This window comes from Enterobacter sp. BNK-34 (assembly GCF_048684445.1).
Lineage (GTDB): Bacteria > Pseudomonadota > Gammaproteobacteria > Enterobacterales > Enterobacteriaceae > Enterobacter > Enterobacter pseudoroggenkampii.
In genome coordinates, this window is record NZ_JBLQUA010000001.1 from 1,297,995 (window position 1) to 1,321,241 (window position 23,247).

Below are 23,247 nucleotides of genomic sequence, written 5' to 3' on the forward strand. Positions count from 1 at the left end.
GCTAGCCTGCTTTGCCTTCTTAGTAAATGGAATAATGATGATTAATGTAGAACGAGATAAGGTCCAGTTTGCGTTGTTGCAATTACTCTTTGGACTGTGTGCTATCGCTTTTGGTTGCGTAGTTGTTTCACCCAATTTATCTGCCAAAATTTTGGGCCTGGCGGGTGTTACCGCATTCGTTATTTTCTTGTTGGATATTAAAAATTTCAGAAAGAATGATGCATTCTGGCTTTGTCTGGTCCTGTTGATCATCGGGATTTGCGATCTGGTCTGGTACCGAATGTATAAGGTTGATAGTGCGGCGATCAACTCATATCGCGCTTATCTTGAAGTCGGGAAAATCTGCCTGTTCGGAGCATTTTCCATCTTCGTGTTTGTGAACCGTAATCAGCTCAAAGTAGGTAGCAATAAGATTCATATGCTGCTGGCTATCGCATTGCAGGTGATGATTGTTGTCTACGCCGGGTACCAGCACCTGTTTCTTGAAAACCAAAGGGTAACGCTCTCCCTTGCTGGTGGAGCTGATGCAACAGGAGCTGCCTATACCATTGCGTTTATCTCGTTCTATACGATTCTGGTGCTACAACACAGTTCAAGTCGATGGAAAGAGCTGTTTATACTCGCGCACTTCTTTATTACCTTCCTGGTACTGGTGGCGACAGAAACGCGGGCAGCTATTTTGACCTATCCGATTATTTTCTTCGGCTTGATGGTATTTAAGCTGTACCGGGACAAGCATATTCCGTGGAAGGGGGTGTCTGTTTTTCTGATCGCTTTGCTGGCAGGCGCATTTATGATGAAAGACAGTCTGACACAGCGTTATAATGACTTTAATAATGACATCGCTTCCTATGATAAAGCGAACAGTGCCACTTCTGTTGGGGCTCGTTTTGCTATGTGGAAGGTGGGATTAGCTGCATCTAAAAATAGTTATTTATGGCAGTCTACTGATGAGCGAAACGCAAAGATAATTGATGAAGTTAATAAAGATCCAAGCCTGTCAGGTGCACTGGATCACATTCGTGGTCATCTTCATAATGAAATTGTTGAAACCCTTTCTGTAAAAGGTCCTTCAGGCGTTATTCTCTATATTCTGTTTGTTATATCGCTTGGCTGGTATGCATTACGTATCCGTAAAAGTATTATTCTTTTCGCTTTCCTGGTCTCGATTGTTATGTTCGGAGTAGGTGGCGTGATGTTCTATTCAAAAACAACCCCTGTAGCCTGGATGCTGACGTTGATAATGTCGATTGTTTTCCTTGAACAGAACAAACACCATAAGGTCATTAAGTAATCGTTTTGATTCTCCATCGGGAAAAAGGTATTCTCCCGATGGAGAAATACCTTTTACCAGACGAGCATGCCATGAACGAACTGATTTCAGTAATCATCACCACCCACAACAGAGAGGCGTTGCTGGAGCGCGCAATTCGTTCAGTTATTGCTCAGACATACCCTGCGGTAGAATTGGTTATTGTTGATGATTGTTCTAATGAGCAAACCGCTCAACTTATAGAGCGTATGCGCGCGGAGTGTGAAGCGCGTTTTGTGCATTTCATCTACGAACGTAACGAAAAGAACAGCGGTTCTAACTTCAGCCGTAACCGGGGTTATGCGCTATCGCACGGCGTGTTTGTGACGGGGCTGGATGATGACGATTATTTCCTGCCAGAACGTCTGACGAAACTCGCTGAGCGGTATGATGATAAGTATGCCTTTGTGACGGATACCCCCGCCCGGCTGGATAAGACCCACCGCACTTATCCGGATACTGATGATAAAAGGATAATTGCGCTACAGGATATTTTGTGCGAAAACGTGGTGGGCAATCAGGTCTTGACCACTAAAGAAAAACTATTAGGTGTAGGCGGATTTTCTCCTGAAATTAAACAACAGCAAGATCGCGACGTCTGGATTAAATTAATTCTGAAATATGGTCCAGGTATCAAATACAGTTTCAGTACGGCGATGGTGGATGCTGAACACGGGAGCGATCGGATTACGTCGCAAGTTAAAAAATACAATGCGTACCGTAAGCTCTATTTTAAATATCGACAGTACATGTCTGAAGTTACTCGCAGTAATAACTTGTTCCAGCTCATGTCTTTTCGTGGGTTTAAATCGACTCGTATGAATTGTTTATTACGAGGGCGTAAAAAAGACGCTAAGTTAAAAATGAAACTGCTTCGCCGTACGCTAAAAGAGCTATTCTGAATTTATTAAGGTGAAATGATGAATCTCAATGCAACGAATAAGCTCATCAAGAAAACCCGACGCTGGCACAAAAAAACGGGTTTTTCTCTTTTTCAGCGTGCGGCCAGCCATTTTGAGCGGAAGAAAAAAGAGACAATTTTTAGCGTTATTGATGATCTGCATGTTCAGCCTGACGCTGCGCAACTAACTGAATCGGAGCAATCACGCGTCATCTGGATCTGCTGGTTCCAGGGGCTCGATAGCGCGCCTGAGTTGGTGAAACGATGCATTGCATCTGTTCAAGCAAACACGCCGGATGCGCAGGTCATTATCCTGACGGATGAGAATATCCCTGACTACCTTACTCTCCCTGAACACATCAAAACGAAATACCAGGCGGGGCTGATTAGTAAGGCGCAATACTCTGATATTGTTCGCTGTTCTCTGCTGTATCAATATGGCGGGATCTGGATGGACGCCACGGTGTTCATGACGAAGCCGGTGCCGGAAACATTTTTTGAGAACACCTTCTCATCACTACGTTTTGATTCACCTGAAAATGCATTGAGCCAGGGTTACTGGACGGCCTATTTTCTTGCAGCCCAAAAGGGATGCTCACTGGTAAAGACGGTTCGGGATATTCTGTATCGCTACTGGCAACACCACGATATCCTGATTGAATACTTCCTGATTGATTACAGTTTCTTATATGCGCACGAGCGCTATCCGCAGTTTCGTCAGATCATGGATCTACAGCCGGTCACCGGGAATAATCGCTTTCTGATTCGCCAGTTCATCTCAGCGAAACCTGATTTGACGGCCATGGCGATGCTAAATAATGATCCCGTGGGCATTTATAAGCTCTCGCACAAAGAACAATACCAAACTACAGACAACGGCCAGCCGACGTTGTATAGCCAGATCCTCGACGGTTCTTTCGAACTGAAGTGATAAAAAAGCCACCATGACGGTGGCTTTTTTATCGTCAGGCTTTCTTACCCCATCCCTGCCATTGCTGCTGGACGTATTTCACCAGCGTGCTGTTGCTGATGCTGTCTCCGATAACGGAGAAGAAGCGGGTCGCATAGACCGGTTCAGGCGGTTGCTTCGGTACACAGCGCTTCACGCCGCGGAACGGATTACGCGGCGCTGTCGGGACGGGCTGCGCAGAATTTGGCGTAGAGGTATCCACCTGCGGTTCGTTCAGCAGATCGCTCGGGCGTACCAGCGTGATATCGGCAGGTAAGGTCGGCAGCATTTGCTGCAGGACGCGAACGGTAGACGGGTGCGGGTGACCGATGGCAATGGCCGAGCCATTACGGCGGGCCAGCTGTACCGCGCGATTGAACTGCACGCGAATATCAGCTTCGTTCTGGGTATCATCCAGGAACACCTTACGCTTAATCACCTTTACGCCCGTTCCCTGAGCGGCGCGCATCGCCTGGCTGTTGCCGATGGTCATGCTGTCGAGGAAGTAGAGGTTATAACGCTCCAGCGCCTGCATCACTTTGAGCATCCCGTACAGGCTGGAGGTCATCGCACTACCCATGTGATTGTTCAGACCAACGGCATACGGCACTTTGTTGTAGGCGTCGCGGATGATGCGCTCGATCTCCTCGCTGCTCATATCCGGGCGGAGGGTATCTTTTTCCAGCGGCTGCTTGCTGAGCGGTGCCATGGGCAGGTGGATGAGAACCTGATGACCGCTGCTGTGGGCTTTGGTCGCCATCTCACGCGCGTGAGGGGCATTCGGAAGGACGGCGACGGAGATGGCCGACGGCATCGCCAGCACCTGATTTTCATAGTGTGGACGATAACCGAAGTCATCAATCACGATAGCGAGCTTACCTGCGTATACCGGTGCAGCCAGCGCCAGCGTGCTGACGACGGAGAAAACGATTCGACGAAATTGAAGCAAAACTTATCTTCCCAACCACGGCTGTGGATTGACCGCCTGACCCTGACGACGAATTTCGAAATAGAGTGACGGGCGGCCCTGACCGCCACTGCTGCCCACAAGGGCGATGGGTTGGCCGGCGCGCACCTGTGTGCCGACGCTGACCAGCGCGCTCTGGTTGTAGCCGTAAAGACTCATATCACCTTTACCGTGTTCGACCACCACCACCAGTCCGTAACCCTGCAGCCAGTCGGCCAGAATCACGCGGCCATCGGCAATGGCTTTCACTTCGCTACCTTCAGACGCACCGATAACGATCCCTTTCCAACGTAGCTCACCCTGCAGCTGTTCGCCATAGCGATGCAGAATTGAACCACGAACGGGCCAGAAAGCCTGGCCGCGAGGCGAGCCTAAACCGCCGGTACGCGACATCAGGGAACGTTCGCTTTCGCTTGGCTTGTAGGTGGTCCCTTTGCGGGACGCTTCCTGCTGCTTGTCGCGAACGGCCTGCGCCTCGCGCGCCTCTTTTTCGGCGCGCGCTTTCGCCGCCGCTTCCGCCCGGGCGATGCTGTTACGCAGTTTGGATTCGTTGGCGCGCATTTCGCTCAGCTGGCTCTGGCCTTCCTGAATCGAGGATTCAAGGCCGGAAAGGGTTTTCTTACGCTCGTTGCGGGCCTGCTCAAGCTTCGCCTGCTGGGCCTGCTGATCGTAGAGCAGCGTCTGCTGCTGGCTCTGCTTCTCTTCCAGCTCGGCTTTTTGCGTGGAGACCTCTTCGCGCGTCTGCTTCAGCTGCGCGATCGTCTCCTGACGCGCCTGGTTGAGATAGCCAAAGTAGGCCTGCAGGCGCTGGCCGCGCTGGCTCTCTTCGCCGCTGAGGATCAGCTGGAGTCCGGTATGTTCACCCTGACGGAATGCGGCATCAAGCTGTGCGGCAAGATTGCGCTCCTGCGCATCGCGCTGGCGCTCCAGTTTGGCAATTGACGCGTTCATCTCGTCGATCTGTTTATTCAACTGGGCGAGGGTGTTTTGCATTTCACGGAGTTTACGCGTGGCGGCGGAGATCGCCTCTTCCTGCTGCTTAAGCTGGGCGAGCAGGGTGGAGCGCTGCTGCTGCTGCTGGCGCACCGCACGCTCTTTGGCGGCGATATCGGCCTGAATAGATTTCAGCTGGTCGCGGTCATCCGCATGGGCGGATGCGGCGCACAGCAATACGCCAGCGCTGAGTGCGCTGGCGTAAAACAGAGGTCTGACTGATAACCTAAGCGGCTTCACGACCCATGTGATTGAAAAAATCGCCTTTCCCCTCATGGGGAGCGATTATTCCACGATGAACAGCGGCTTACCAGTCATCTCTTCAGGGATCGGCATCCCCATCAGCGACAACATGGTTGGCGCGATGTCAGAAAGCTTGCCGCCTTCCACTGCTTTCAGTGACTTATCACCCACATAAATCAGCGGAACCGGCAGGTTGGTGTGGGCCGTGTGCGCCTGGCCGGTCGCCGGGTCGCGCATCTGTTCAGCGTTTCCGTGATCCGCGGTGATCAGCAGCTGGCCGCCAACGGACTCAACCGCTTTCGCAACCTGCTCAACGCAGTGGTCCAGCGCTTCAACCGCTTTCACTGCCGCTTCCATCACCCCGGTATGACCGACCATATCACCGTTCGGGTAGTTACAGATGATGGTGTCGTACTTACCGCTCTTGATGGCCGCAACCAGTTTTTCAGTCAATTCTGCAGAGCTCATCTCTGGCTGCAGATCGTAGGTGGCCACTTTCGGGGAGTTGATCAGAATGCGGTCTTCGCCTTTGAACGGCTCTTCAACGCCGCCGTTAAAGAAGAAGGTGACGTGCGCGTACTTCTCGGTTTCAGAGATACGCAGCTGCGTTTTGTCGTTCTTCGCCATCCACTCGCCGAAGGTATTGGCCAGCGAGGCGGGCGGATACGCGCATGGGGCCTTGATGTCTGCCGCGTATTCGGTCAACTGGATGAAGTCGAGTTTCACCACTTTCTTGCGGGCAAAACCGTCGAAGTCGCTGTTGACGAACGCACGGGTGATTTCGCGCGCGCGGTCTGCGCGGAAGTTCATGAAGATCAGCGCATCGCCGTCTTCCATGGCGGCATCAGCCTGGCCTTCAGCACGGATCACGGATGCTTTCACGAATTCGTCATTTTCATCACGTGCATAAGCCGCTTCCAGGGCCTCAACGGCGGTCGCGAACTGGAATTCACCTTTTGCCAGGGTCAGCAGGTCATAGGCCTGTTCAACGCGATCCCAGCGGTTGTCGCGGTCCATGGCGTAGTAACGGCCAATGATAGACGCCACGCGGCCTTTGCCCAGCGCGGCGAATTTGTCTTCAAAGGCTTTAAGGGAGCCTTCTGCACTGCGTGGTGGCGTGTCGCGACCGTCCAGGAAGGCGTGCAGATAGATTTTTTCCGCACCGCGTTCAGCGGCCAGCTCAACCATCGCCATGATGTGATCTTCGTGGCTGTGAACGCCGCCTGCAGAGAGCAGGCCCATGATGTGAACGGCCTTGCCAGCGGCAACGGCTTTATCAACCGCGCCAGACAGCGTTGGGTTGGAGAAGAAGGTGCGTTCTTTGATTTCAACATCCAGACGCGTCAGATCCTGATACACAATACGCCCGGCGCCCAGGTTAACGTGACCAACTTCGGAGTTGCCCATCTGGCGGTCCGGCAGGCCCACTTCCAGGCCAGACGCGTCAATCAGCGTATGCGGACGTTTTGCCCACAGGGCATCCATGACCGGGGTTTTGGCGTTGAAAATAGCGTTATCCTGGCTGTCTTCACGGTAGCCATAGCCATCCAGAATCACCAGTACCATAGGTTTTTTAGAAACCGACATTGCGACAACCTCATGCTCAAGAGTCAAAATTTGCGTAATTTTACTACAGCTGAATCGATCAAATAGCCGCAGAAGATCAAAGAAAGCGCAGGGGCAAGGTGCTGACCAGACCATTTTGAGGCATTTTTTTAGGTGGCATGCCGCAGAAAATGGATTAGGTTAGGGTCGCTGGCTGTATTTGCCAGAACGCACAGGTATACTCCTGTCCTGGTTTTTTTATCACTTAGTCGGGAGTAGTTACCCTCCATGCAAGAAATTATGCAATTCGTTAGCCGCCATCCGGTTCTGAGCATCGCGTGGATTGGCCTGCTGGCTGCTGTGCTGTTCACCACATTTAAGAGCCTGACGTCTAAGATTAAGGTTATCACCCGTGGTGAAGCGACGCGTCTAATTAACAAAGAAGATGCCGTCGTTGTCGATCTGCGTCAGCGTGACGATTTCCGCAAAGGTCACATTGCGGGCGCAATCAACCTGTTGCCAGCTGAAATCAAAGCGAACAACGTCGGTGAGCTTGAGAAACACAAAGCCCAGCCGATTATCGTTGTGGATGCGACCGGCATGCAGGCACAGGAATCTGCCAGCGCGCTTCATAAAGCAGGCTTCGAAAACGTAACGGTGCTGAAAGAAGGTATTTCCGGCTGGAGCGGGGAAAATCTTCCTTTGGTGCGCGGTAAATAAGGAGTTCAGTCATGGCCCATATTGAGATCTATACCAAAGCGACGTGCCCGTTCTGCCATCGTGCGAAAGCGCTGCTGAACAGCAAAGGCGTCACGTTCCAGGAACTGCCGATCGACGGTGACGCGATTAAACGCGAAGAGATGATCCAACGTAGTGGTCGTACGACGGTTCCACAGATTTTTATTGATGCGCAGCACATTGGCGGCTGTGATGACTTGTATGCGCTCGACGCCCGTGGTGGACTCGATCCGCTGCTGAGCTAAGAGACTTTAGGACAATTAAAAAGGGTATTTCCATGTCAGAACAAAACAACACCGAAATGACTTTCCAGATCCAGCGTATCTACACCAAGGATGTCTCTTTCGAAGCGCCAAATGCGCCACACGTTTTCCAGAAAGATTGGCAGCCAGAGGTTAAACTTGATCTGGATACCGCATCTACCCAACTGGCAGATGACGTGTATGAAGTCGTGCTGCGTGTGACCGTTACCGCGTCTCTTGGCGAAGAAACTGCATTCCTGTGTGAAGTACAGCAGGGCGGCATCTTCTCTATCGGCGGTATCGAAGGCAACCAGATGGCGCATTGCCTGGGTGCGTACTGCCCGAACATTCTGTTCCCGTATGCGCGTGAATGCATCACCAGCCTGGTTTCTCGCGGTACATTCCCGCAACTGAACCTTGCGCCAGTTAACTTTGATGCGCTGTTCATGAACTATCTGCAGCAGCAGGCTGGCGAAGGTGCTGAACAACATCAGGATGCCTGATGAGCACTGTTAATGCGTCAATGACTGTGATCGGTGCCGGTTCATACGGCACCGCTCTTGCTATCACGCTGGCAAGAAATGGTCACGACGTGGTCCTGTGGGGCCACGACCCAAAACATATCGCTACGCTGCAGCGCGATCGTTGCAACGTCGCGTTTCTCCCGGACGTTCCGTTCCCTGACTCCCTGCACCTTGAAAGCGACCTTGCGACCGCGCTGGCGGCCAGCCGCAACATTCTGATTGTGGTTCCGAGCCATGTATTTGGCGACGTACTGCGTCAGATTAAGCCGCTGATGCGCCCGGATGCGCGCATTGTCTGGGCGACAAAAGGACTGGAGGCCGAAACCGGACGCCTGCTGCAGGACGTTGCCCGCGAAGCGCTGGGTGATGAGATCCCGCTGGCGGTCATCTCCGGCCCGACCTTTGCCAAAGAGCTGGCCGCTGGCCTGCCGACGGCGATTTCGCTGGCTTCCACCGACCAGGCCTTCTCCGACGATCTTCAACAGTTGCTGCACTGCGGCAAGAGCTTCCGCGTCTACAGCAACCCCGATTTTATCGGCGTGCAGCTGGGCGGGGCGGTGAAGAACGTGATTGCGATTGGCGCCGGGATGTCAGACGGCATTGGTTTTGGTGCCAATGCGCGTACGGCGCTGATCACCCGCGGGCTGACCGAAATGTCCCGCCTGGGCGAAGCGCTGGGTGCCGATCCGGCCACCTTTATGGGGATGGCAGGCCTGGGCGACCTGGTGCTGACCTGTACCGACAACCAGTCTCGTAACCGCCGCTTTGGCATGATGCTCGGACAGGGCAGCGATGTAAAAGGCGCGCAGGAGAAAATTGGTCAGGTGGTTGAAGGCTACCGCAATACCAAAGAAGTCCGCGAGTTGGCACACCGTTTCGGTGTCGAAATGCCAATAACCGAGGAAATTTATCAGGTATTGTATTGCGGAAAAAATGCGCGCGAGGCAGCATTGACCTTATTAGGTCGTGCGCGCAAGGACGAGCGCAGCAGTAACTAGTCGGAACCGTTGTCATCTGAATGACCCAGCCAGCGCAGAACTGGCTGGTCATTAACTATCGTCTGGAGTAAGCAATGCCGTGTGAAGAACTGGATATCGTCTGGAACAATATTAAAGCCGAAGCCCGGGCGCTGGCCGACTGTGAGCCTATGCTGGCCAGTTTCTACCACGCAACGCTACTCAAACACGAAAACCTGGGCAGCGCGCTCAGCTATATGCTCGCCAACAAGCTGGCGTCCTCGATTATGCCTGCTATCGCCATTCGTGAAGTGGTGGAAGAGGCTTACGCCGCAGACCCGGAAATGATCGCCTCTGCCGCCTGTGATATCCAGGCCGTGCGCACGCGTGACCCGGCGGTCGATAAATATTCTACGCCGCTGCTGTACCTGAAAGGCTTCCACGCTCTACAGGCTTATCGTATCGGCCACTGGCTGTGGAATGAAGGCCGCCGCGCGCTGGCGATCTTCCTGCAAAACCAGGTTTCCGTGACGTTCCAGGTCGATATTCACCCGGCTGCGAAAATTGGCCGTGGGATCATGCTCGACCACGCCACCGGGATTGTCGTCGGGGAAACGGCGGTGATTGAAGATGACGTCTCGATCCTGCAGTCGGTTACTCTGGGCGGTACCGGGAAAACCAGCGGCGATCGCCATCCGAAAATTCGTGAAGGTGTGATGATTGGCGCGGGCGCCAAAATCCTCGGCAATATCGAAGTCGGGCGCGGCGCGAAGATCGGCGCAGGCTCCGTGGTGCTCCAGCCTGTGCCACCGCACACCACCGCCGCTGGCGTACCGGCGCGTATCGTCGGTAAACCAGACAGCGATAAGCCGTCCATGGACATGGATCAGCACTTCAACGGTATTCACCATACGTTTGAGTATGGTGACGGCATTTAACTTCTGAGAATGGCGCCCGGATAACCCAGCTGGCGCCATGCTTCATACACCACGACCGACACCGCGTTCGACAGGTTCATGCTGCGGCTGTCCGGCATCATCGGAATACGGATTTTCTGCTCAGCGGGCAGGGCATCCAGGATCGTGGCCGGCAGGCCGCGGGTTTCCGGGCCAAACATCAGATAGTCACCTGCCTGATAGCTTACGGCGCTATGTGCTGGCGTGCCTTTGGTAGTCAGGGCGAACATGCGCTGCGGCTGCTCGGCTTCCAGAAACGCGGCGTAATCGTGGTGGCGAACGACGGCGGTAAATTCATGATAATCCAGCCCTGCCCGACGCAGACGTTTGTCGTCCCACGTAAAGCCCATCGGCTCAATGATATGCAGACGAAAACCGGTGTTGGCACACAGGCGGATGATATTGCCGGTATTTGGCGGAATTTCTGGTTCGAATAAAACGATGTTAAGCATGCTGCCCCCTTAATTGCGGGGGCAGAATAGCAGAAAAGAGAGGAACTACGCGACGCCGGGTTCCTGCGAGCGGCTGTACAGCATTTTGTAGACGGTTGCCGCAGCGGCCACCAGGGCGGGCACGCTGAGGATCATTAAAATACTGTCTGCCTGCCACTGCATCGAAAGAAGCTGCGCGCTGGTCATGGTACCCGCCACGCCGCCAAAGCGGCCGATCCCCTGCATCCAGGCGATACCCGTCGCGCGGCACTCGGTAGGGTAAAAGGTGGCGGCCAGGGTTTGCATGCCCGACTGCGCGCCGTTCATCGCGATCCCCATCAGGAAAATCAACCCGCCAAACAGGGCGATATGGTTATGCTCAATGCCGAGCAAAAGAATAAGGCCCATCGTCAGCACGAAACCACACGCAACCACCCTGTGCGCTTCCCAGCGGTCCATCATCCAACCTGCAAGCAGGATGCCGGCGGTGCCGCCGAAGGTGAACAGCGAGGTGAGCCAGGCGGATTCAGCCAGAGCATAACCCATCCCCTGCATCAGCGTCGGCATCCAGCTTAGCAGAACGTAGTAGATGACCAGCCCCATAAAATAGGTCACCCACAGCATCAGGGTGCCGGGCAGCCAGGGCATGGAAAACAGCTGCGACACGCTCCCTTTTTTAGACGCGACTTTCTCCTCGGCCAGGAAAAAGCCCGTGACGCTCTCCAGCGTGCCGCGGGCGAACCGGCTGGCAATGCGGCGGACCTGCATGACGTCTCTCCCGCGCTGCACCAGAAACTTCACGGACTCCGGTAAAAACAGCGCCAGCAGCAGCGTTAAAATCAGCGGCGCAATCGCGCCGGTCAGCAGCACGCTTCGCCAGCCGTGGTGGGGGATAAGCCAGGACGAGATCGCGCCGCCGCCCGCCGCACCCAGAGGGAAGCCGCAGTACATGGTATTAATCGCCATGGCGCGGCAGCGCTGGGGGGCAAACTCGGAGATCAGCGTAATGGCGTTCGGCATGGCGGCGCCGAGCCCCAGGCCCGTCAGAAAGCGCCACAGCGTCAGGGTATTGAGGCTTTGCGCCCAGGCCGTGCCCAGGCTTGCCAGGCCGAAGAACAGACACGAAAAGACCAGCACCCGCTTGCGCCCCATCCGGTCCGATACCGGACCTGCGATCAGCGCGCCCAACGACAGCCCCAGCAGCGCTGCGCTCAGCACCGGCCCCAGATCCTGTTTGTGTATCCCCCATTCTGCCGACAGCGTAGGCGCGATGTAACCCATCGCTGCCGTATCAAAGCCATCGATCGCCAGAACCAGAAAGCCCAGCACAATGAGCAGCCAGTGAAACCCTGAAAAGCGACTGTCGTCGATCACCTGCTGAATATCCACCTTACCTGAATAGGTCATACGCTCCCCTCTGATGTGATGTTGTTTTTGTGTTCTTGTCTTTGCTTGTCTATACAATTGCGGACGGCAGGTGGATGTCAAATTTTCTTATCCAATATGTTATCTGGATGTTATTTTCGGCATAAAAAAGCGCCCGAGGGGGAGATCGGACGCGTGAGAAAGAGGCGTTAATGAGGGGGGATTCAGGCCGCGTTTCCCTGAGCAAGGGGAGCCAGCGCTGCAGGTAGTTTGCTTAACTCCTGCACCAGGGAATCCCTGCTGATTTCGCTAATGGTTTTCGCACCGGTCAGCGTCATCGCCACCTTCATCTCTTTTTCGATCAGGTTAAGCAGATTCGCCACGCCTGCCTGGCCGGCCGTCGCCAGGGCGTACAGATACGCGCGTCCCAGCAGCACGCTGTCGGCACCCAGCGCAATCATACGCACCACGTCCAGCCCGTTGCGGATCCCGCTGTCGGCCAGGATGGCGATATCGCCTTTCACCGCATCGGCAATAGCTGGCAGGGCGCGGGCGGAGGAGAGCACCCCGTCAAGCTGGCGTCCGCCGTGGTTAGAGACCACAATCCCGTCTGCGCCAAAGCGGACCGCATCGCGGGCATCTTCCGGGTCGAGGATCCCCTTGATCACCATCGGGCCATCCCAGAATTCGCGGATCCACTCCAGGTCTTTCCACGAGATGGACGGATCGAAGTTGTTCGCCAGCCAGCCGATGTAATCCTCCAGCCCGGTCGGTTTGCCAAGGTAGGCCGAGATGTTCCCCAGATCGTGTGGACGACCGTTCAGGCCGACGTCCCACGCCCACTGTGGATGCGTTACCGCCTGCCAGTAGCGGCGGAGCGACGCATTTGGGCCGCTCATGCCGGAGTGAGCATCACGATAGCGTGCGCCGGGGGTCGGCATATCAACGGTAAAGACCAGCGTGGAGCAGCCCGCCGCTTTAGCGCGCTCAAGCGCGTTACGCATAAAGCCGCGATCGCGCAGGACGTACAGCTGGAACCACATCGGCCGCTTGATGGTCGGGGCGACCTCTTCGATCGGGCAGACGGACACGGTGGAAAGGGTAAACGGAATGCCTTTGGCATCCGCCGCCGCGGCCGCCTGCACTTCGCCACGGCGGGCATACATCCCGCATAAGCCTACAGGCGCGAGCGCCACCGGCATGGAGAGCGTTTCGTTGAACAGTTTTGTCTCAAGGCTCAGGTCAGACATATTCTTCAGCACGCGCTGGCGCAGAGCCACCTCCGACAGATCTTCCACGTTGCGGCGCAGGGTGTATTCGGCATACGCCCCGCCGTCGATGTAGTGGAACAGGAACGGCGGCAAAATGCGCTGCGCCGCGGCGCGATAGTCACTGGCTGCTGAAATAATCATGCTTTGTTCTCCCTGGAAATATCACTTTCGCCAGGCAGACGGGTAATACGCGCCTGTCGGGCCTGGTCTTCATCGAATCGTTTAATGGTGGTGTGCACGAAACCGAGATGCGCCATCATCGCTTTGCGCGCGGCCTCGGCATCACCGGCCAGAATGGCGTTGAGCACCGCCTCGTGCTGTTCGGTCAGCTGGGCAAACACCGGCGGAACCAGATACATGCGCTGGCGGCTCTGCTTCACGGAGGATTGCAGCAGGTCGAAGAACCCGCGCATGGTCTGGAGCAGCACCACGTTGTGCGACGCCTCGGCAATCGCCAGGTGAAAACGGACGTCCGCCTGGGAGGCGATGTCCGGGTCGCTGCTTTGCGTGGCCTCAAAGCAGGCGATGAGTTTCTCTTTGTCGGCGTCGGTTGCCCGCATGGCCGCGTGCCAGGCGGTACTGGTTTCGATGGCGTGACGCGCTTCAAGGATGTCGAAGCTGTAGTCCGGGTCGTTCTCCATCAGCGTCTTCAGCGGCTGAACGATGTTTTGCTCGGACCAGTCGTCATGCTGCCAGCGTACAAAGGTGCCGCCGCCGCGACGGCTTACCAGCACCCCTTCGCTGACCAGCGTCGCCAGCGCCTCGCGCAGTGAATTGCGCGACACGCCAAGCTGGGCGGCGAGCTGGCGTTCGGCGGGCAACTTCATGCCCGCTTCAAGCTGTTGTTCTTCAATCAGCGCCCGCACGCGAGAGGCAATCTCGTCGGACAGGCGTCTGGGCATCACTATCATGGGATCATCCAGGTTAAGACATAGGCCTGCAGGGTGGTGATCACCCCGACCATGCAGGTGAATATCAGGCTGTGTTTCACGGTAAAGCGGAACAGGTCCGACTCTTTACCGACCAGTCCCACCGCCGCACAGGCAATGGCGATGGATTGTGGCGAGATCATTTTCCCGGTCACGCCGCCGGTGGTATTCGCGGCCACCAGCAGGACGTCCGATACGCCAATCTGCTGGGCTGCCGTTGCCTGCAGCGCGGCAAACAGGGCGTTCGACGAGGTATCGGAACCGGTCAGGAACACCCCCAGCCAGCCGAGGAACGGCGAGAAGAAGGTGAAGGCGTGGCTGGTATGGGCCAGCGCCAGTGCCAGCGTCGATGACAGGCCGGAGTAGTTCGAGATAAACGCGAACGCCAGCACCATACCGATTGAGTAAATCGGCAGCATCAGCTCTTTAACGGTCGCCGCAAAGGTCTGCACCGCGGCCGCAGGCTTCATGCGCAGCCATACCACGGAAAGGATAGCGGCAAACAGGATGGCGGTACCGGTAGCGGAGAACCAGTCGAATTTATAGACCGCGGCATACGGCGTGGCGGCGTGCACCACCGGCGGCATACGGGCGACCATCTTGTCGAGGAACGGCACGGAAATATTAATCACCATGTCGTACAGCGCCCCGCCCGGCGCGAACAGGGCTTTAAACGGCGGGATGCTCCACAGGGTGACCGTTGCGGTCAGGAACAGGAACGGCGACCAGGCGCGGATCACCTGGCCCGCGGTATAGCCTGTACGGGCCAGGGTTTGATCGACCTGCGAGGCACCCATGTCGGCGAAGCGGAAAATACGCACCGGCTGCCAGCGTTTCAGGAACAGCGTCAGGCAGACCAGCGAGACCAGCGAAGAGATGATGTCCGGCAGCTCCGGGCCGAGGAAGTTCGAACTGAGGTACTGAGCGATAGCGAACGAACCGCCCGCCACCATCACCGCAGGCCAGGTCTCCTTCACGCCGCGCCAGCCGTCCATAATCGCCATGATCCAGAACAGGACGATAATGGTCAGGAACGGCAACTGGCGACCGACCATCTGGCCGATCTCGAAGCTGTCCAGCCCGGTGACCTGTCCGGCCACCAGAATCGGAATACCCATCGCGCCAAACGCCACCGGCGCGGTGTTCACAATCAGGCACAGGCCCGCAGCATAGAGTGGGTTAAAGCCCAGACCCACCAGCAGCGCGGCGGTAATCGCCACCGGTGCGCCAAAGCCTGCCGCACCTTCCAGAAACGCCCCGAAGGAGAAGCCGACAATCAGCATCTGCAGGCGCTGGTCCGGCGTGATGGAGAGAATCGACGAGCGGATAATGTCGAACTGCCCGGTTTTCACCGAGATTTTATAGACAAAGACCGCGGCGATGATGATCCACGCAATCGGCCACAGGCCGTAGAAGAAACCGTAGACGACGGAGGCCAGCGCGCGATCGACCGGCATTTTGTAAAAGAACAGCGCCACCATCAGGGCGATAGCAACGGTATACGTCGCGGCAAGGTAGCCCTTCAGCTTGAGCTTAATCAGCGCAAAGAAGAAGAACAGGATCGGAAGCGATGCGATCAGGCTCGACAGCCAGATATTACCGGCCGGGTCGTAGTTTTGTTGCCAGAGGCTCATGCAGGTCTCCTGGGGACCAGACAGCCTGCGCTGCGGGTGAGTCTCCGCTCATCTCTGCATCACAGTCTGTGTAAAAGTGGTCCTGCCAATGTTGTGTTGTAGGGTTAATGACAATGAATGGTTAACTGGATGTTATGAGCTAGCAATAGTTTTGTGAGCGGAAATAATGGAATTGTGAACCGGGGGAGGATTGATTGCGCTATTGGTTGGACCAATTCACGCGAAGGGGAAAAGAGTAGGCCGGGTAAGCGCAGCGCCACCCGGCATGAAATCAGAACGCGGTCTTACAAAAGCCCGTCATCTCTTTCAGGCCCATTTCGCGGCCAAGCTCGGTCATCGGGTGAACCACCACCAGACCACGGACGCTTTTCTTCAGCTTGCCCATGTCGGCCTGCTCTTTTTTGGTGATCGCACGACGGTGCGGCATGTTCATCAGCTTCTGCGCTTCTTTGCTCAGCTTCTGGCCTTTGACTTCGCGCAGGCGCTCGATCTCCGCTTCCAGCTTCGCGGTCTCTTTTTCAAGCTCGGCATACTTCTCGGCGGACTCGACCAGTGACAGGCCCGCCATCTGGTGGCGGATGAGATCCAGGCGGTCGCTCAGGCGTTTAATTTCGTTCTTTTCGACTTCTTTCATGACAAATAACTCTGAAAACGGGGAATTTACAGGGAAGGATACACCAATGTGAGCAGGCTTACTTCTGAAACGCTTTTTTTAAGCTGATTCGGGAAATCAGCTCAGTCAGTGAGAGAACCATCGTGGAACGGACAACCTGTTGATAACGCAGCTTTTGCATCGCGTAGAGCTCAGGGTCGCTGTTATCAAACTGCGGTGCCGGAGGAAGCGCGGTGACGCAGTGCAGCTCGCCGAACGGCCCCAGGATTTCATCGTCGGTAAAGGTGTATTCATTACCGTCATGATTGAGTTCTTCGCGCAGCGCCATTAGCAGCTCCGCATCTTCATACTCTTGTCGGTTCAGCACGCCAAGACCATAAATCAGCTTCAGACGCACGGATAAATCGCCCAGCGGTCCGTCTCCGTCCAGTAACGGTTCTACAGCATATTTTACCGCGTAGTCGTCTTTGCGAAACACCTGAAGCACCAGGATATTCACCGCCTCGGTTAACAGCTCGACGGCGGCAATCAGGAAACTTCGTACGGTTTTGCCAGCATTCAGACGCTCAAGCACACGATTTTCAAAGGCCTGGGTTTGTTCCATTATTGCCTGCATATCTGACAATCTGTTATCCGGGCGCAGGCTAACCTGCGCCGCATTGTGCATCATTTGGTTGCGTTGTATGCGTTAACCGCCTCCACAACCACGTCGCTGTTGGCGTCCAGACCGGAAATCTGCGCCAGCGCAGCCTGCGCGCCCTGGGTATCAATCAGCTGAGCCAGTTCCTGCGCCTGCGGGTCCTGCTCGCTGCGGTAGTGCATTGCGGCGGCAATCCCTTTCACCAGGTTGGCGTGCGGCAGGCCGTATTCCAGCGTGCCCAGCAGCGGCTTAATCAGGCGGTCGCCCGCGCTCAGTTTGCGCAGAGGCTGACGGCCCACGCGCTCAACGTCATCTTTCAGATACGGGTTTTCAAAGCGACCGAGGATTTTCTGGATGTATGCTGCGTGTTTCTCAGCATCAAAACCGTAGCGTTTGATCAGCACCGCGCCGCTCTCTTCCATTGCCCCTTTTACCACTGCGCGGATCTTCTCATCGAGGATCGCGTCACGAATGGTCTGATGACCGGCCAATTTTCCGAGGTACGCGGTTATAGCATGCCCGGTGTTCAGCGTGAAGAGTTTGCGTTCGACAAATGCCATCAGGTTATCGGTTAATTCCATTCCCGGAATGGTCGGCAGGGCGCCTTTAAACTGGGTTTTATCAACGATCCACTCGCTGAAGGTTTCCACGGTCACTTCCAGCGGATCGTTGGTCGCGGATTCGGAAGGCGGAACGATGCGATCCACGGCGGAATCCACAAAACCCACGTGCGCTTCAACCCAGGCTTTGTCTTCGTCTGCCACAGCGTTGAGCACGTGGCCTTTCAGCTGCGTGGTGCCGCGCACCATGTTTTCACAGGCGATGATGTTCAGCGGGGTATCGATACCCTGCGCTTTACGTTTTGCGAGGCCTTTCGCGACCGCAGGGGCGATGCGCTCAAGCACAACCGGACCCACGGCGGTGGTAACCAGATCGACGCTGGCGATAAGGTCAATAACGTCGTCGCCGATGCTGCTGACCGCGTTGACGCCAGATACCGTCTCAACCTGCTCGTTTTCACCGACCACATGGACCTGATAGCTATGACGGGCATTCAAGGCATCCAGGACAACCTGATTCACATCGGCGAATGTCAGGGTAATGCCCGCGTCTGCCAGCAGTTTACCGATAAATCCACGACCGATATTACCTGCGCCAAAATGTAATGCTTTCATAGTGTTAACCTTCATCAATGTTTTTACCCGAGAGGGCTGGGGTGAGGAACGTTTTCCCCTCACCCTAGCCCTCTCCCCGGGGGAGAGGGAGGTGTACCGTTATTTGTTAAGCAGAGCCAGAACTTCTTCAACGCTGGTGGTGTTGGCCAGACGCTCAATGACGGACTCATCATCCAGCGCGTTGGTCAGGCTGGTAATCACCTGAATGTGCTCGTTGTTGCGAGCGGCGATACCAATCACCAGACGGGCGATGTCGTCTTCTTCTTCACCGAAGCGCACGCCCTGCGGATACTGACAGAATACGACGCCGGTTTTCAGGACACGATCTTTCGCTTCAACCGTACCGTGCGGCACCGCGATGGATTCGCCCAGGTAGGTCGGGGTCAGTTTTTCGCGTTCCAGCATCGCGTCGACATATTCAGGCTGAACGTAGCCGCCTTTCACCAGCTGCTCACCGGCAAAGCGAATCGCTTCTTCTTTGGTGGCCGCGGTACGACCGAGGAAGATGTTTTCCGCACCCAGCTTAAACAGGTGGGCGTTGCTCTCGTCAAAGCTGTCCTGCAGGCTGGAGCGCACTTTCACTTCGTTGTCTTCGTGACGCTGCGCGGCAACCAGACGTTCGGTCAGGCTGGTATACAGGCCGCTGTCGAGGAAGTTGGTCAGCGAAATGTGCTGTGCCTGTGGTACCTGACGCATGGCGCGTTCGGTCAGATCGCGGTGCGTGATAACCAGGTCAACATCCGGTGGCAGGCTGTTAATGGCGCTGTTGGTCACGGAGATGTTGGTCAGGCCCGCATCCTGCACTTTCTTACGCAGCACGCCTGCACCCATTGCGCTGGAACCCATACCGGCGTCGCAGGCAACGATGATTTTACGCACGTGGCTCAGGTCGTTAGAGACATCACCGGCTGCCAGTGGCGTCGCGCCTTTGGATTCGGCTTTCATGTCGTGCATACGACGGGTTGCGGCTTCGATGTCATCATCTTCTTTCACTTTGCTGGTTTTCAGCAGGATAGAAGAGACCACGAAGGAGACGGCCATTGCCGCAAAGATCGCCGCGAGGTTTGCGAAGTAAGCCCCTTTTGGCGTCATCGCCAGTACCGCCAGGATAGACCCCGGAGAGGCTGGAGAAACCAGACCACCGCCCAGCACGCTCAGGGTGAACACACCGGTCATACCGCCGAGGATAACGGCCAGGATCAGACGTGGGTTCATCAGCACGTACGGGAAGTAAATTTCGTGGATACCGCCCAGGAAGTGGATGATCGCCGCACCGCCAGCAGACTGTTTTGCGCTGCCGCGGCCAAAGAAGATATACGCCAGCAGAACACCCATACCTGGACCCGGGTTAGCTTCAATCAGGAAGAAGATAGACTTGCCGAGATCGTGAGACTGCTGAATACCCAGCGGCGAGAAGATGCCGTGGTTGATGGCGTTGTTCAGGAACAGGATTTTCGCCGGTTCAACAAAGATAGACGCCAGCGGCAGCATGTCGTGCGCAACCATGAAGTTAACGCCTGCCGCCAGAATTTTAGACAGCACTTCAACCGCAGGACCGATGCCGAGGAACGCCAGAATGGCGAGGATCATCCCGATGATGCCCGCAGAGAAGTTATTCACCAGCATTTCGAAGCCGGATTTGATCTTACCATCAACCCAGACGTCGAATTTCTTAATCGCCCAGCCGCCCAGAGGACCGGCAATCATCGCCCCGAGGAACATCGGCATATCCGCACCGACGATAACACCCATGGTGGTGATAGCACCCACGACGCCACCACGGTCACCGCCCACCAGACGACCCCCGGTGAAACCGATGAGCAGCGGCAGGAGATAGGTAATCATTGGGCCAACAAGTTTCGCCAGCGTTTCGTTAGGCAACCACCCTGTCGGAATGAACAATGCGGTGATGATACCCCACGCGATAAACGCGCCGATATTTGGCATCACCATGTTGCTGAGGAAACGACCAAAGCTTTGAACTTTGATCTTGAAATCGGATGACATAAAACACCCCTTCTTCTGTTTACGCTTAGGCTTGTGGCCCGAGGTTTATTGTTAATGAGGCGGCAGAGGTAGCCGGACCCTGTTCTGATGCTGTGAAATCTGGCACTGAATCGTTCAACTGTCCAGACAGCGAAAATTTGTGTGACACATGTCACGTAAATGTAGGGGGTGTGGACATCAATGAGGTGATCTTAATCACAAAACAGGTGTGCAAAAAAAATACGATGGCGAGAAATACGGCAAAAACCACCCTTTTCTGTGATGTTTGTCACGTTTTGGTTTTATGTGTTTGTTTCTGGATTGTGACTGATTTCACAAAATATTTTTATGCGGATTTCTCCGGCTGTGATCGGCGGCAAACTCTGATTCGCGATTCAGCGCCAGGATGATATTGCACGACACGATAAGCTAAAAAACCACTTTTCATGTGTGGTATGGCGAAAAGTTAAAAGGTGGATTACGCTCATATTGTAAGGTTAAGTCTATTATTATTCAGGATATATTTTGACACGCTTATAAACTTGCATGGAGATATTATAAAAATACATACTTCCCGGCCCTGGGAATAATGAACACAACCCCGTGTTTATAAAAATTAATTAGGTTGCGTACCGTTTTATTAATTTAATGAGTTGACGTTGTTTAAGTGAGGAGAATATGTTTCTCAACTATTTTGCGCTGGGCGTATTGATTTTTGTATTTCTGGTTCTGTTTTACGGAATCATCGCCATTCATGACATCCCTTACAATATGGCCAAAAAGCGTAACCATCCGCATGCCGATGCAATTCACACGGCAGGGTGGATTAGCCTGTTTACGCTCCATGCCATCTGGCCGTTCCTGTGGATTTGGGCCACCCTGTACCGCGAAGATCGTGGCTGGGGTATGCAAAACCACATTACAAAGCCTGATGAGGTCCCGGGCATGGATGCGCTCGCCAAACGCGTGGCGGAACTCGAACAAAAGCTGGCCGCGGTAAAGCCTGCTGCTGATAAGAACACGCTGGAGCGCTAATCATGGATCTGTTGATTATTTTGACCTACGTGGCATTTGCCTGGGCCATCTTTAAAATATTCCGAATTCCGGTCAACCAGTGGACGCTTGCCACCGCAACATTAGGCGGCGTATTTATTGTTGCCGGACTTATTCTGTTAATGAACTATAACCACCCGTATACCTTTACGGCGCAAAAAGCGGTTATTTCTATTCCAATCACGCCGCAGGTGACCGGTGTGGTCAGCGAAGTGACCGATAAAAATAATCAGCTCATTAAAAAAGGCGAAGTGTTATTTAAACTGGATCCTGGCCGCTACCAGGCACGCGTCGACAGACTTCAGGCCGACCTGGTAACCGCGACGCACAATATCGATAATCTGAAAGCGCAGCTGGCGGAAGCCGTTGCCAATACCACGCGCGTCTCCGCTGAACGCGATCGCCTCTATAAAGATTATCAGCGCTACCTGAAAGGCAGCCAGGCGAAGGTGAATCCGTTCTCTGAAAGCGATATCGACAACGCGCGGCAGAACTATCTGGCGCAGGATGCGCTGGTGAAAGGCTCCGTGGCTGAACAGGTGCAGATCCAAAGCCAGTTAGACAGCATGGTGAACGGTGAACAGTCGCAGATTGCCTCCTTACGCGCCCAGCTTGCCGAAGCCAAATACAATCTGGATCAGACCGTGGTGCGCGCGCCAAGCAATGGTTACATCACCCAGGTGCTGATCCGTCCGGGGACCTATGCCGCCGCGCTGCCTTTGCGCCCGGTGATGGTCTTTATTCCTGAACAGAAGCGTCAGATTGTGGCCCAGTTCCGTCAGAACTCGCTGCTGCGTCTGAAGCCGGGTGATGAAGCGGAAGTGGTGTTTAACGCGCTGCCGGGCCAGGTGTTCTCCGGGAAGCTTACCGCGATTCTGCCGGTGGTGCCGGGGGGGACCTATCAGGCGCAGGGCGCGCTGCAGTCGCTGACGGTCACTCCGGGTAGTGATGGTGTGCAGGCCATCATTGAGCTGAACCCCAATGCGGAGGTCGATGCGCTGCCAGACGGTATTTTTGCCCAGGTGGCGGTCTATTCGGACCACTTCGCCCACGTCTCGGTCATGCGTAAAGTGCTGCTCCGTATGACCAGCTGGATGCACTACCTCTACCTCGATCACTAATCCTTCCAGGGCAGGAATGCGACACGCAGACCTGCCCTTTTTTCATCGCTTGATCCATACTGACTTTTTTGCAGCATCAAGGATCAGGCAATGAAACTCATCGGTAGCTACACCAGTCCCTTCGTGCGAAAGATCTCGATTCTCCTGCTGGAGAAGGGGATTGAATTTGAATTCGTGAATGAACAGCCCTACAACGCGGAAAACGGCGTTGCGCAGTACAACCCGCTGGGGAAAGTCCCGGCGCTGGTGACGGACGAGGGCGAATACTGGTTCGATTCCCCGATAATTGCCGAGTATATCGAGCTGCTGGGCGTTGCCCCGGCCATGCTGCCGGCTGACCCAAAAGCGGCGCTGGCAGTGAAGCAAATCGAAGCCCTGGCCGATGGCATTATGGATGCGGCGTTAACCTCCGTACGGGAACAGGCCAGACCCGCCGCCCAGCAGTCGGAAACGGAACTGTTACGCCAGCGGGAAAAAATCAGCCGCAGCCTGGACAGGTGCGAGCAGCTTATCCGGGAGGGTAAGATTCACCCCGACAGCCTGAACCTGGGGACCATCGCCATCGCCTGCGCCATCGGCTATCTCAACTTCCGCCGCGTCTCCCCGGGCTGGTGCGTCGACCGTCCGCTGCTGGTGAAACTGGCAGACACGCTGTTTAGCCGCGAGAGCTTTGCCCGTACCGAACCGCCAAAGGCTTGACGCG

Annotated in this window: 23 protein-coding genes; 11 read left to right on the plus strand and 12 right to left on the minus strand. The window is 55.2% G+C overall.

Translation table 11 applies throughout. The features are described from left to right. Positions 1-34 precede the first annotated feature (34 nt). The 3 genes from ACMGG5_RS06450 to ACMGG5_RS06460 all read left to right on the plus strand — a co-directional run bounded on the left by ACMGG5_RS06450 (position 35) and on the right by ACMGG5_RS06460 (position 3,144). On the plus strand, positions 35-1,294 hold the full coding sequence (locus ACMGG5_RS06450) for an O-antigen ligase family protein (RefSeq protein WP_407859286.1): 1,260 nt from the start codon (positions 35-37) through the stop codon (positions 1,292-1,294). 71 nt (positions 1,295-1,365) lie between these two features. Next, the gene (locus ACMGG5_RS06455) at positions 1,366-2,214 is read left to right on the plus strand and encodes a glycosyltransferase (RefSeq protein WP_420277618.1); all 849 of its coding nucleotides are present in this window, start codon (positions 1,366-1,368) and stop codon (positions 2,212-2,214) included. Positions 2,215-2,229: 15 nt separating this feature from the next. Further along, complete coding sequence (locus ACMGG5_RS06460) at positions 2,230-3,144, plus strand: capsular polysaccharide synthesis protein (RefSeq protein ID WP_420277619.1); 915 nt, start codon at positions 2,230-2,232, stop codon at positions 3,142-3,144. 34 nt (positions 3,145-3,178) lie between these two features. On the opposite strand, the gene ACMGG5_RS06465 is transcribed toward ACMGG5_RS06460, so the two are convergent. From ACMGG5_RS06465 to gpmM, 3 genes are read right to left on the minus strand one after another with little or no spacing between them, the layout of a single operon-like run. Beyond that, positions 3,179-4,111 (minus strand): divergent polysaccharide deacetylase family protein, encoded by a 933-nt coding sequence (locus tag ACMGG5_RS06465; RefSeq protein ID WP_148770334.1) that lies wholly within the window; start codon positions 4,109-4,111, stop codon positions 3,179-3,181. 3 nt (positions 4,112-4,114) lie between these two features. After that, complete coding sequence (gene envC / locus ACMGG5_RS06470) at positions 4,115-5,374, minus strand: murein hydrolase activator EnvC (protein ID WP_420278606.1); 1,260 nt, start codon at positions 5,372-5,374, stop codon at positions 4,115-4,117. Between the two features lie 33 nt (positions 5,375-5,407). Beyond that, positions 5,408-6,952 carry a 2,3-bisphosphoglycerate-independent phosphoglycerate mutase gene (gpmM, locus tag ACMGG5_RS06475; RefSeq protein ID WP_090420381.1) on the minus strand — a complete coding sequence of 515 codons (1,545 nt, stop codon included), beginning with the start codon at positions 6,950-6,952 and terminating at the stop codon, positions 5,408-5,410. A gap of 246 nt (positions 6,953-7,198) precedes the next feature. Between gpmM and ACMGG5_RS06480 the strand changes: the two genes are divergently transcribed. From ACMGG5_RS06480 to cysE, 5 genes are all read left to right on the plus strand, one after another. After that, positions 7,199-7,630: a rhodanese-like domain-containing protein gene (locus tag ACMGG5_RS06480; RefSeq protein ID WP_023309913.1), complete on the plus strand. Its 432-nt coding sequence runs from the start codon at positions 7,199-7,201 to the stop codon at positions 7,628-7,630. A gap of 11 nt (positions 7,631-7,641) precedes the next feature. After that, positions 7,642-7,893, plus strand: coding sequence for a glutaredoxin 3 (grxC, locus tag ACMGG5_RS06485; protein WP_008502715.1), 252 nt, complete (start codon positions 7,642-7,644; stop codon positions 7,891-7,893). Positions 7,894-7,925: 32 nt separating this feature from the next. After that, positions 7,926-8,393 (plus strand): protein-export chaperone SecB, encoded by a 468-nt coding sequence (gene secB, locus ACMGG5_RS06490; RefSeq protein WP_003860835.1) that lies wholly within the window; start codon positions 7,926-7,928, stop codon positions 8,391-8,393. Further along, entirely contained in the window at positions 8,393-9,412 is a 1,020-nt protein-coding gene (gene gpsA / locus ACMGG5_RS06495; RefSeq protein ID WP_032650747.1) for an NAD(P)H-dependent glycerol-3-phosphate dehydrogenase, read from the plus strand. The genes secB and gpsA overlap by 1 nt, the downstream gene beginning before the upstream one ends. A gap of 74 nt (positions 9,413-9,486) precedes the next feature. Further along, on the plus strand, positions 9,487-10,308 hold the full coding sequence (cysE, locus tag ACMGG5_RS06500) for a serine O-acetyltransferase (RefSeq protein WP_008502718.1): 822 nt from the start codon (positions 9,487-9,489) through the stop codon (positions 10,306-10,308). Here the strand turns inward: cysE and trmL are convergent. From trmL to ACMGG5_RS06545, 9 genes are all read right to left on the minus strand, one after another. Beyond that, positions 10,305-10,778 carry a tRNA (uridine(34)/cytosine(34)/5-carboxymethylaminomethyluridine(34)-2'-O)-methyltransferase TrmL gene (gene trmL / locus ACMGG5_RS06505; RefSeq protein WP_109845874.1) on the minus strand — a complete coding sequence of 158 codons (474 nt, stop codon included), beginning with the start codon at positions 10,776-10,778 and terminating at the stop codon, positions 10,305-10,307. The two genes, cysE and trmL, sit on opposite strands and share 4 nt — an antisense overlap. 45 nt (positions 10,779-10,823) lie before the next feature. Beyond that, positions 10,824-12,164: an MFS transporter gene (locus ACMGG5_RS06510; RefSeq protein ID WP_420277620.1), complete on the minus strand. Its 1,341-nt coding sequence runs from the start codon at positions 12,162-12,164 to the stop codon at positions 10,824-10,826. Between the two features lie 182 nt (positions 12,165-12,346). Beyond that, positions 12,347-13,534 (minus strand): quinone-dependent L-lactate dehydrogenase, encoded by a 1,188-nt coding sequence (gene lldD, locus ACMGG5_RS06515; RefSeq protein WP_061716211.1) that lies wholly within the window; start codon positions 13,532-13,534, stop codon positions 12,347-12,349. Next, complete coding sequence (gene lldR, locus ACMGG5_RS06520; RefSeq protein ID WP_024906606.1) at positions 13,531-14,304, minus strand: transcriptional regulator LldR; 774 nt, start codon at positions 14,302-14,304, stop codon at positions 13,531-13,533. Before lldR ends, lldD begins: the two co-directional genes overlap by 4 nt. Continuing rightward, on the minus strand, positions 14,301-15,956 hold the full coding sequence (gene lldP / locus ACMGG5_RS06525) for an L-lactate permease (RefSeq protein WP_023309919.1): 1,656 nt from the start codon (positions 15,954-15,956) through the stop codon (positions 14,301-14,303). Before lldP ends, lldR begins: the two co-directional genes overlap by 4 nt. A 271-nt stretch (positions 15,957-16,227) precedes the next feature. Beyond that, complete coding sequence (locus tag ACMGG5_RS06530; protein ID WP_021242435.1) at positions 16,228-16,590, minus strand: YibL family ribosome-associated protein; 363 nt, start codon at positions 16,588-16,590, stop codon at positions 16,228-16,230. Between the two features lie 58 nt (positions 16,591-16,648). Beyond that, positions 16,649-17,239 carry a mannitol operon repressor MtlR gene (gene mtlR, locus ACMGG5_RS06535; protein WP_045907898.1) on the minus strand — a complete coding sequence of 197 codons (591 nt, stop codon included), beginning with the start codon at positions 17,237-17,239 and terminating at the stop codon, positions 16,649-16,651. Then, positions 17,236-18,384, minus strand: a complete 1,149-nt coding sequence (gene mtlD, locus ACMGG5_RS06540) for a mannitol-1-phosphate 5-dehydrogenase (RefSeq protein ID WP_023345214.1) — start codon at positions 18,382-18,384, stop codon at positions 17,236-17,238. Before mtlD ends, mtlR begins: the two co-directional genes overlap by 4 nt. Before the next feature lie 99 nt (positions 18,385-18,483). Further along, complete coding sequence (locus tag ACMGG5_RS06545; RefSeq protein ID WP_290094246.1) at positions 18,484-20,391, minus strand: PTS mannitol transporter subunit IICBA; 1,908 nt, start codon at positions 20,389-20,391, stop codon at positions 18,484-18,486. Between the two features lie 657 nt (positions 20,392-21,048). Between ACMGG5_RS06545 and ACMGG5_RS06550 the strand changes: the two genes are divergently transcribed. The 3 genes from ACMGG5_RS06550 to ACMGG5_RS06560 all read left to right on the plus strand — a co-directional run bounded on the left by ACMGG5_RS06550 (position 21,049) and on the right by ACMGG5_RS06560 (position 23,243). Continuing rightward, positions 21,049-21,405 carry a DUF3302 domain-containing protein gene (locus ACMGG5_RS06550; protein WP_024906600.1) on the plus strand — a complete coding sequence of 119 codons (357 nt, stop codon included), beginning with the start codon at positions 21,049-21,051 and terminating at the stop codon, positions 21,403-21,405. 2 nt (positions 21,406-21,407) lie between these two features. Next, on the plus strand, positions 21,408-22,544 hold the full coding sequence (locus tag ACMGG5_RS06555; protein ID WP_024906599.1) for an HlyD family secretion protein: 1,137 nt from the start codon (positions 21,408-21,410) through the stop codon (positions 22,542-22,544). A gap of 90 nt (positions 22,545-22,634) precedes the next feature. Continuing rightward, a complete protein-coding gene (locus ACMGG5_RS06560) occupies positions 22,635-23,243 on the plus strand; it encodes a glutathione S-transferase (protein WP_024906598.1) in 609 nt (202 codons plus the stop codon). Positions 23,244-23,247: the final 4 nt, after the last annotated feature.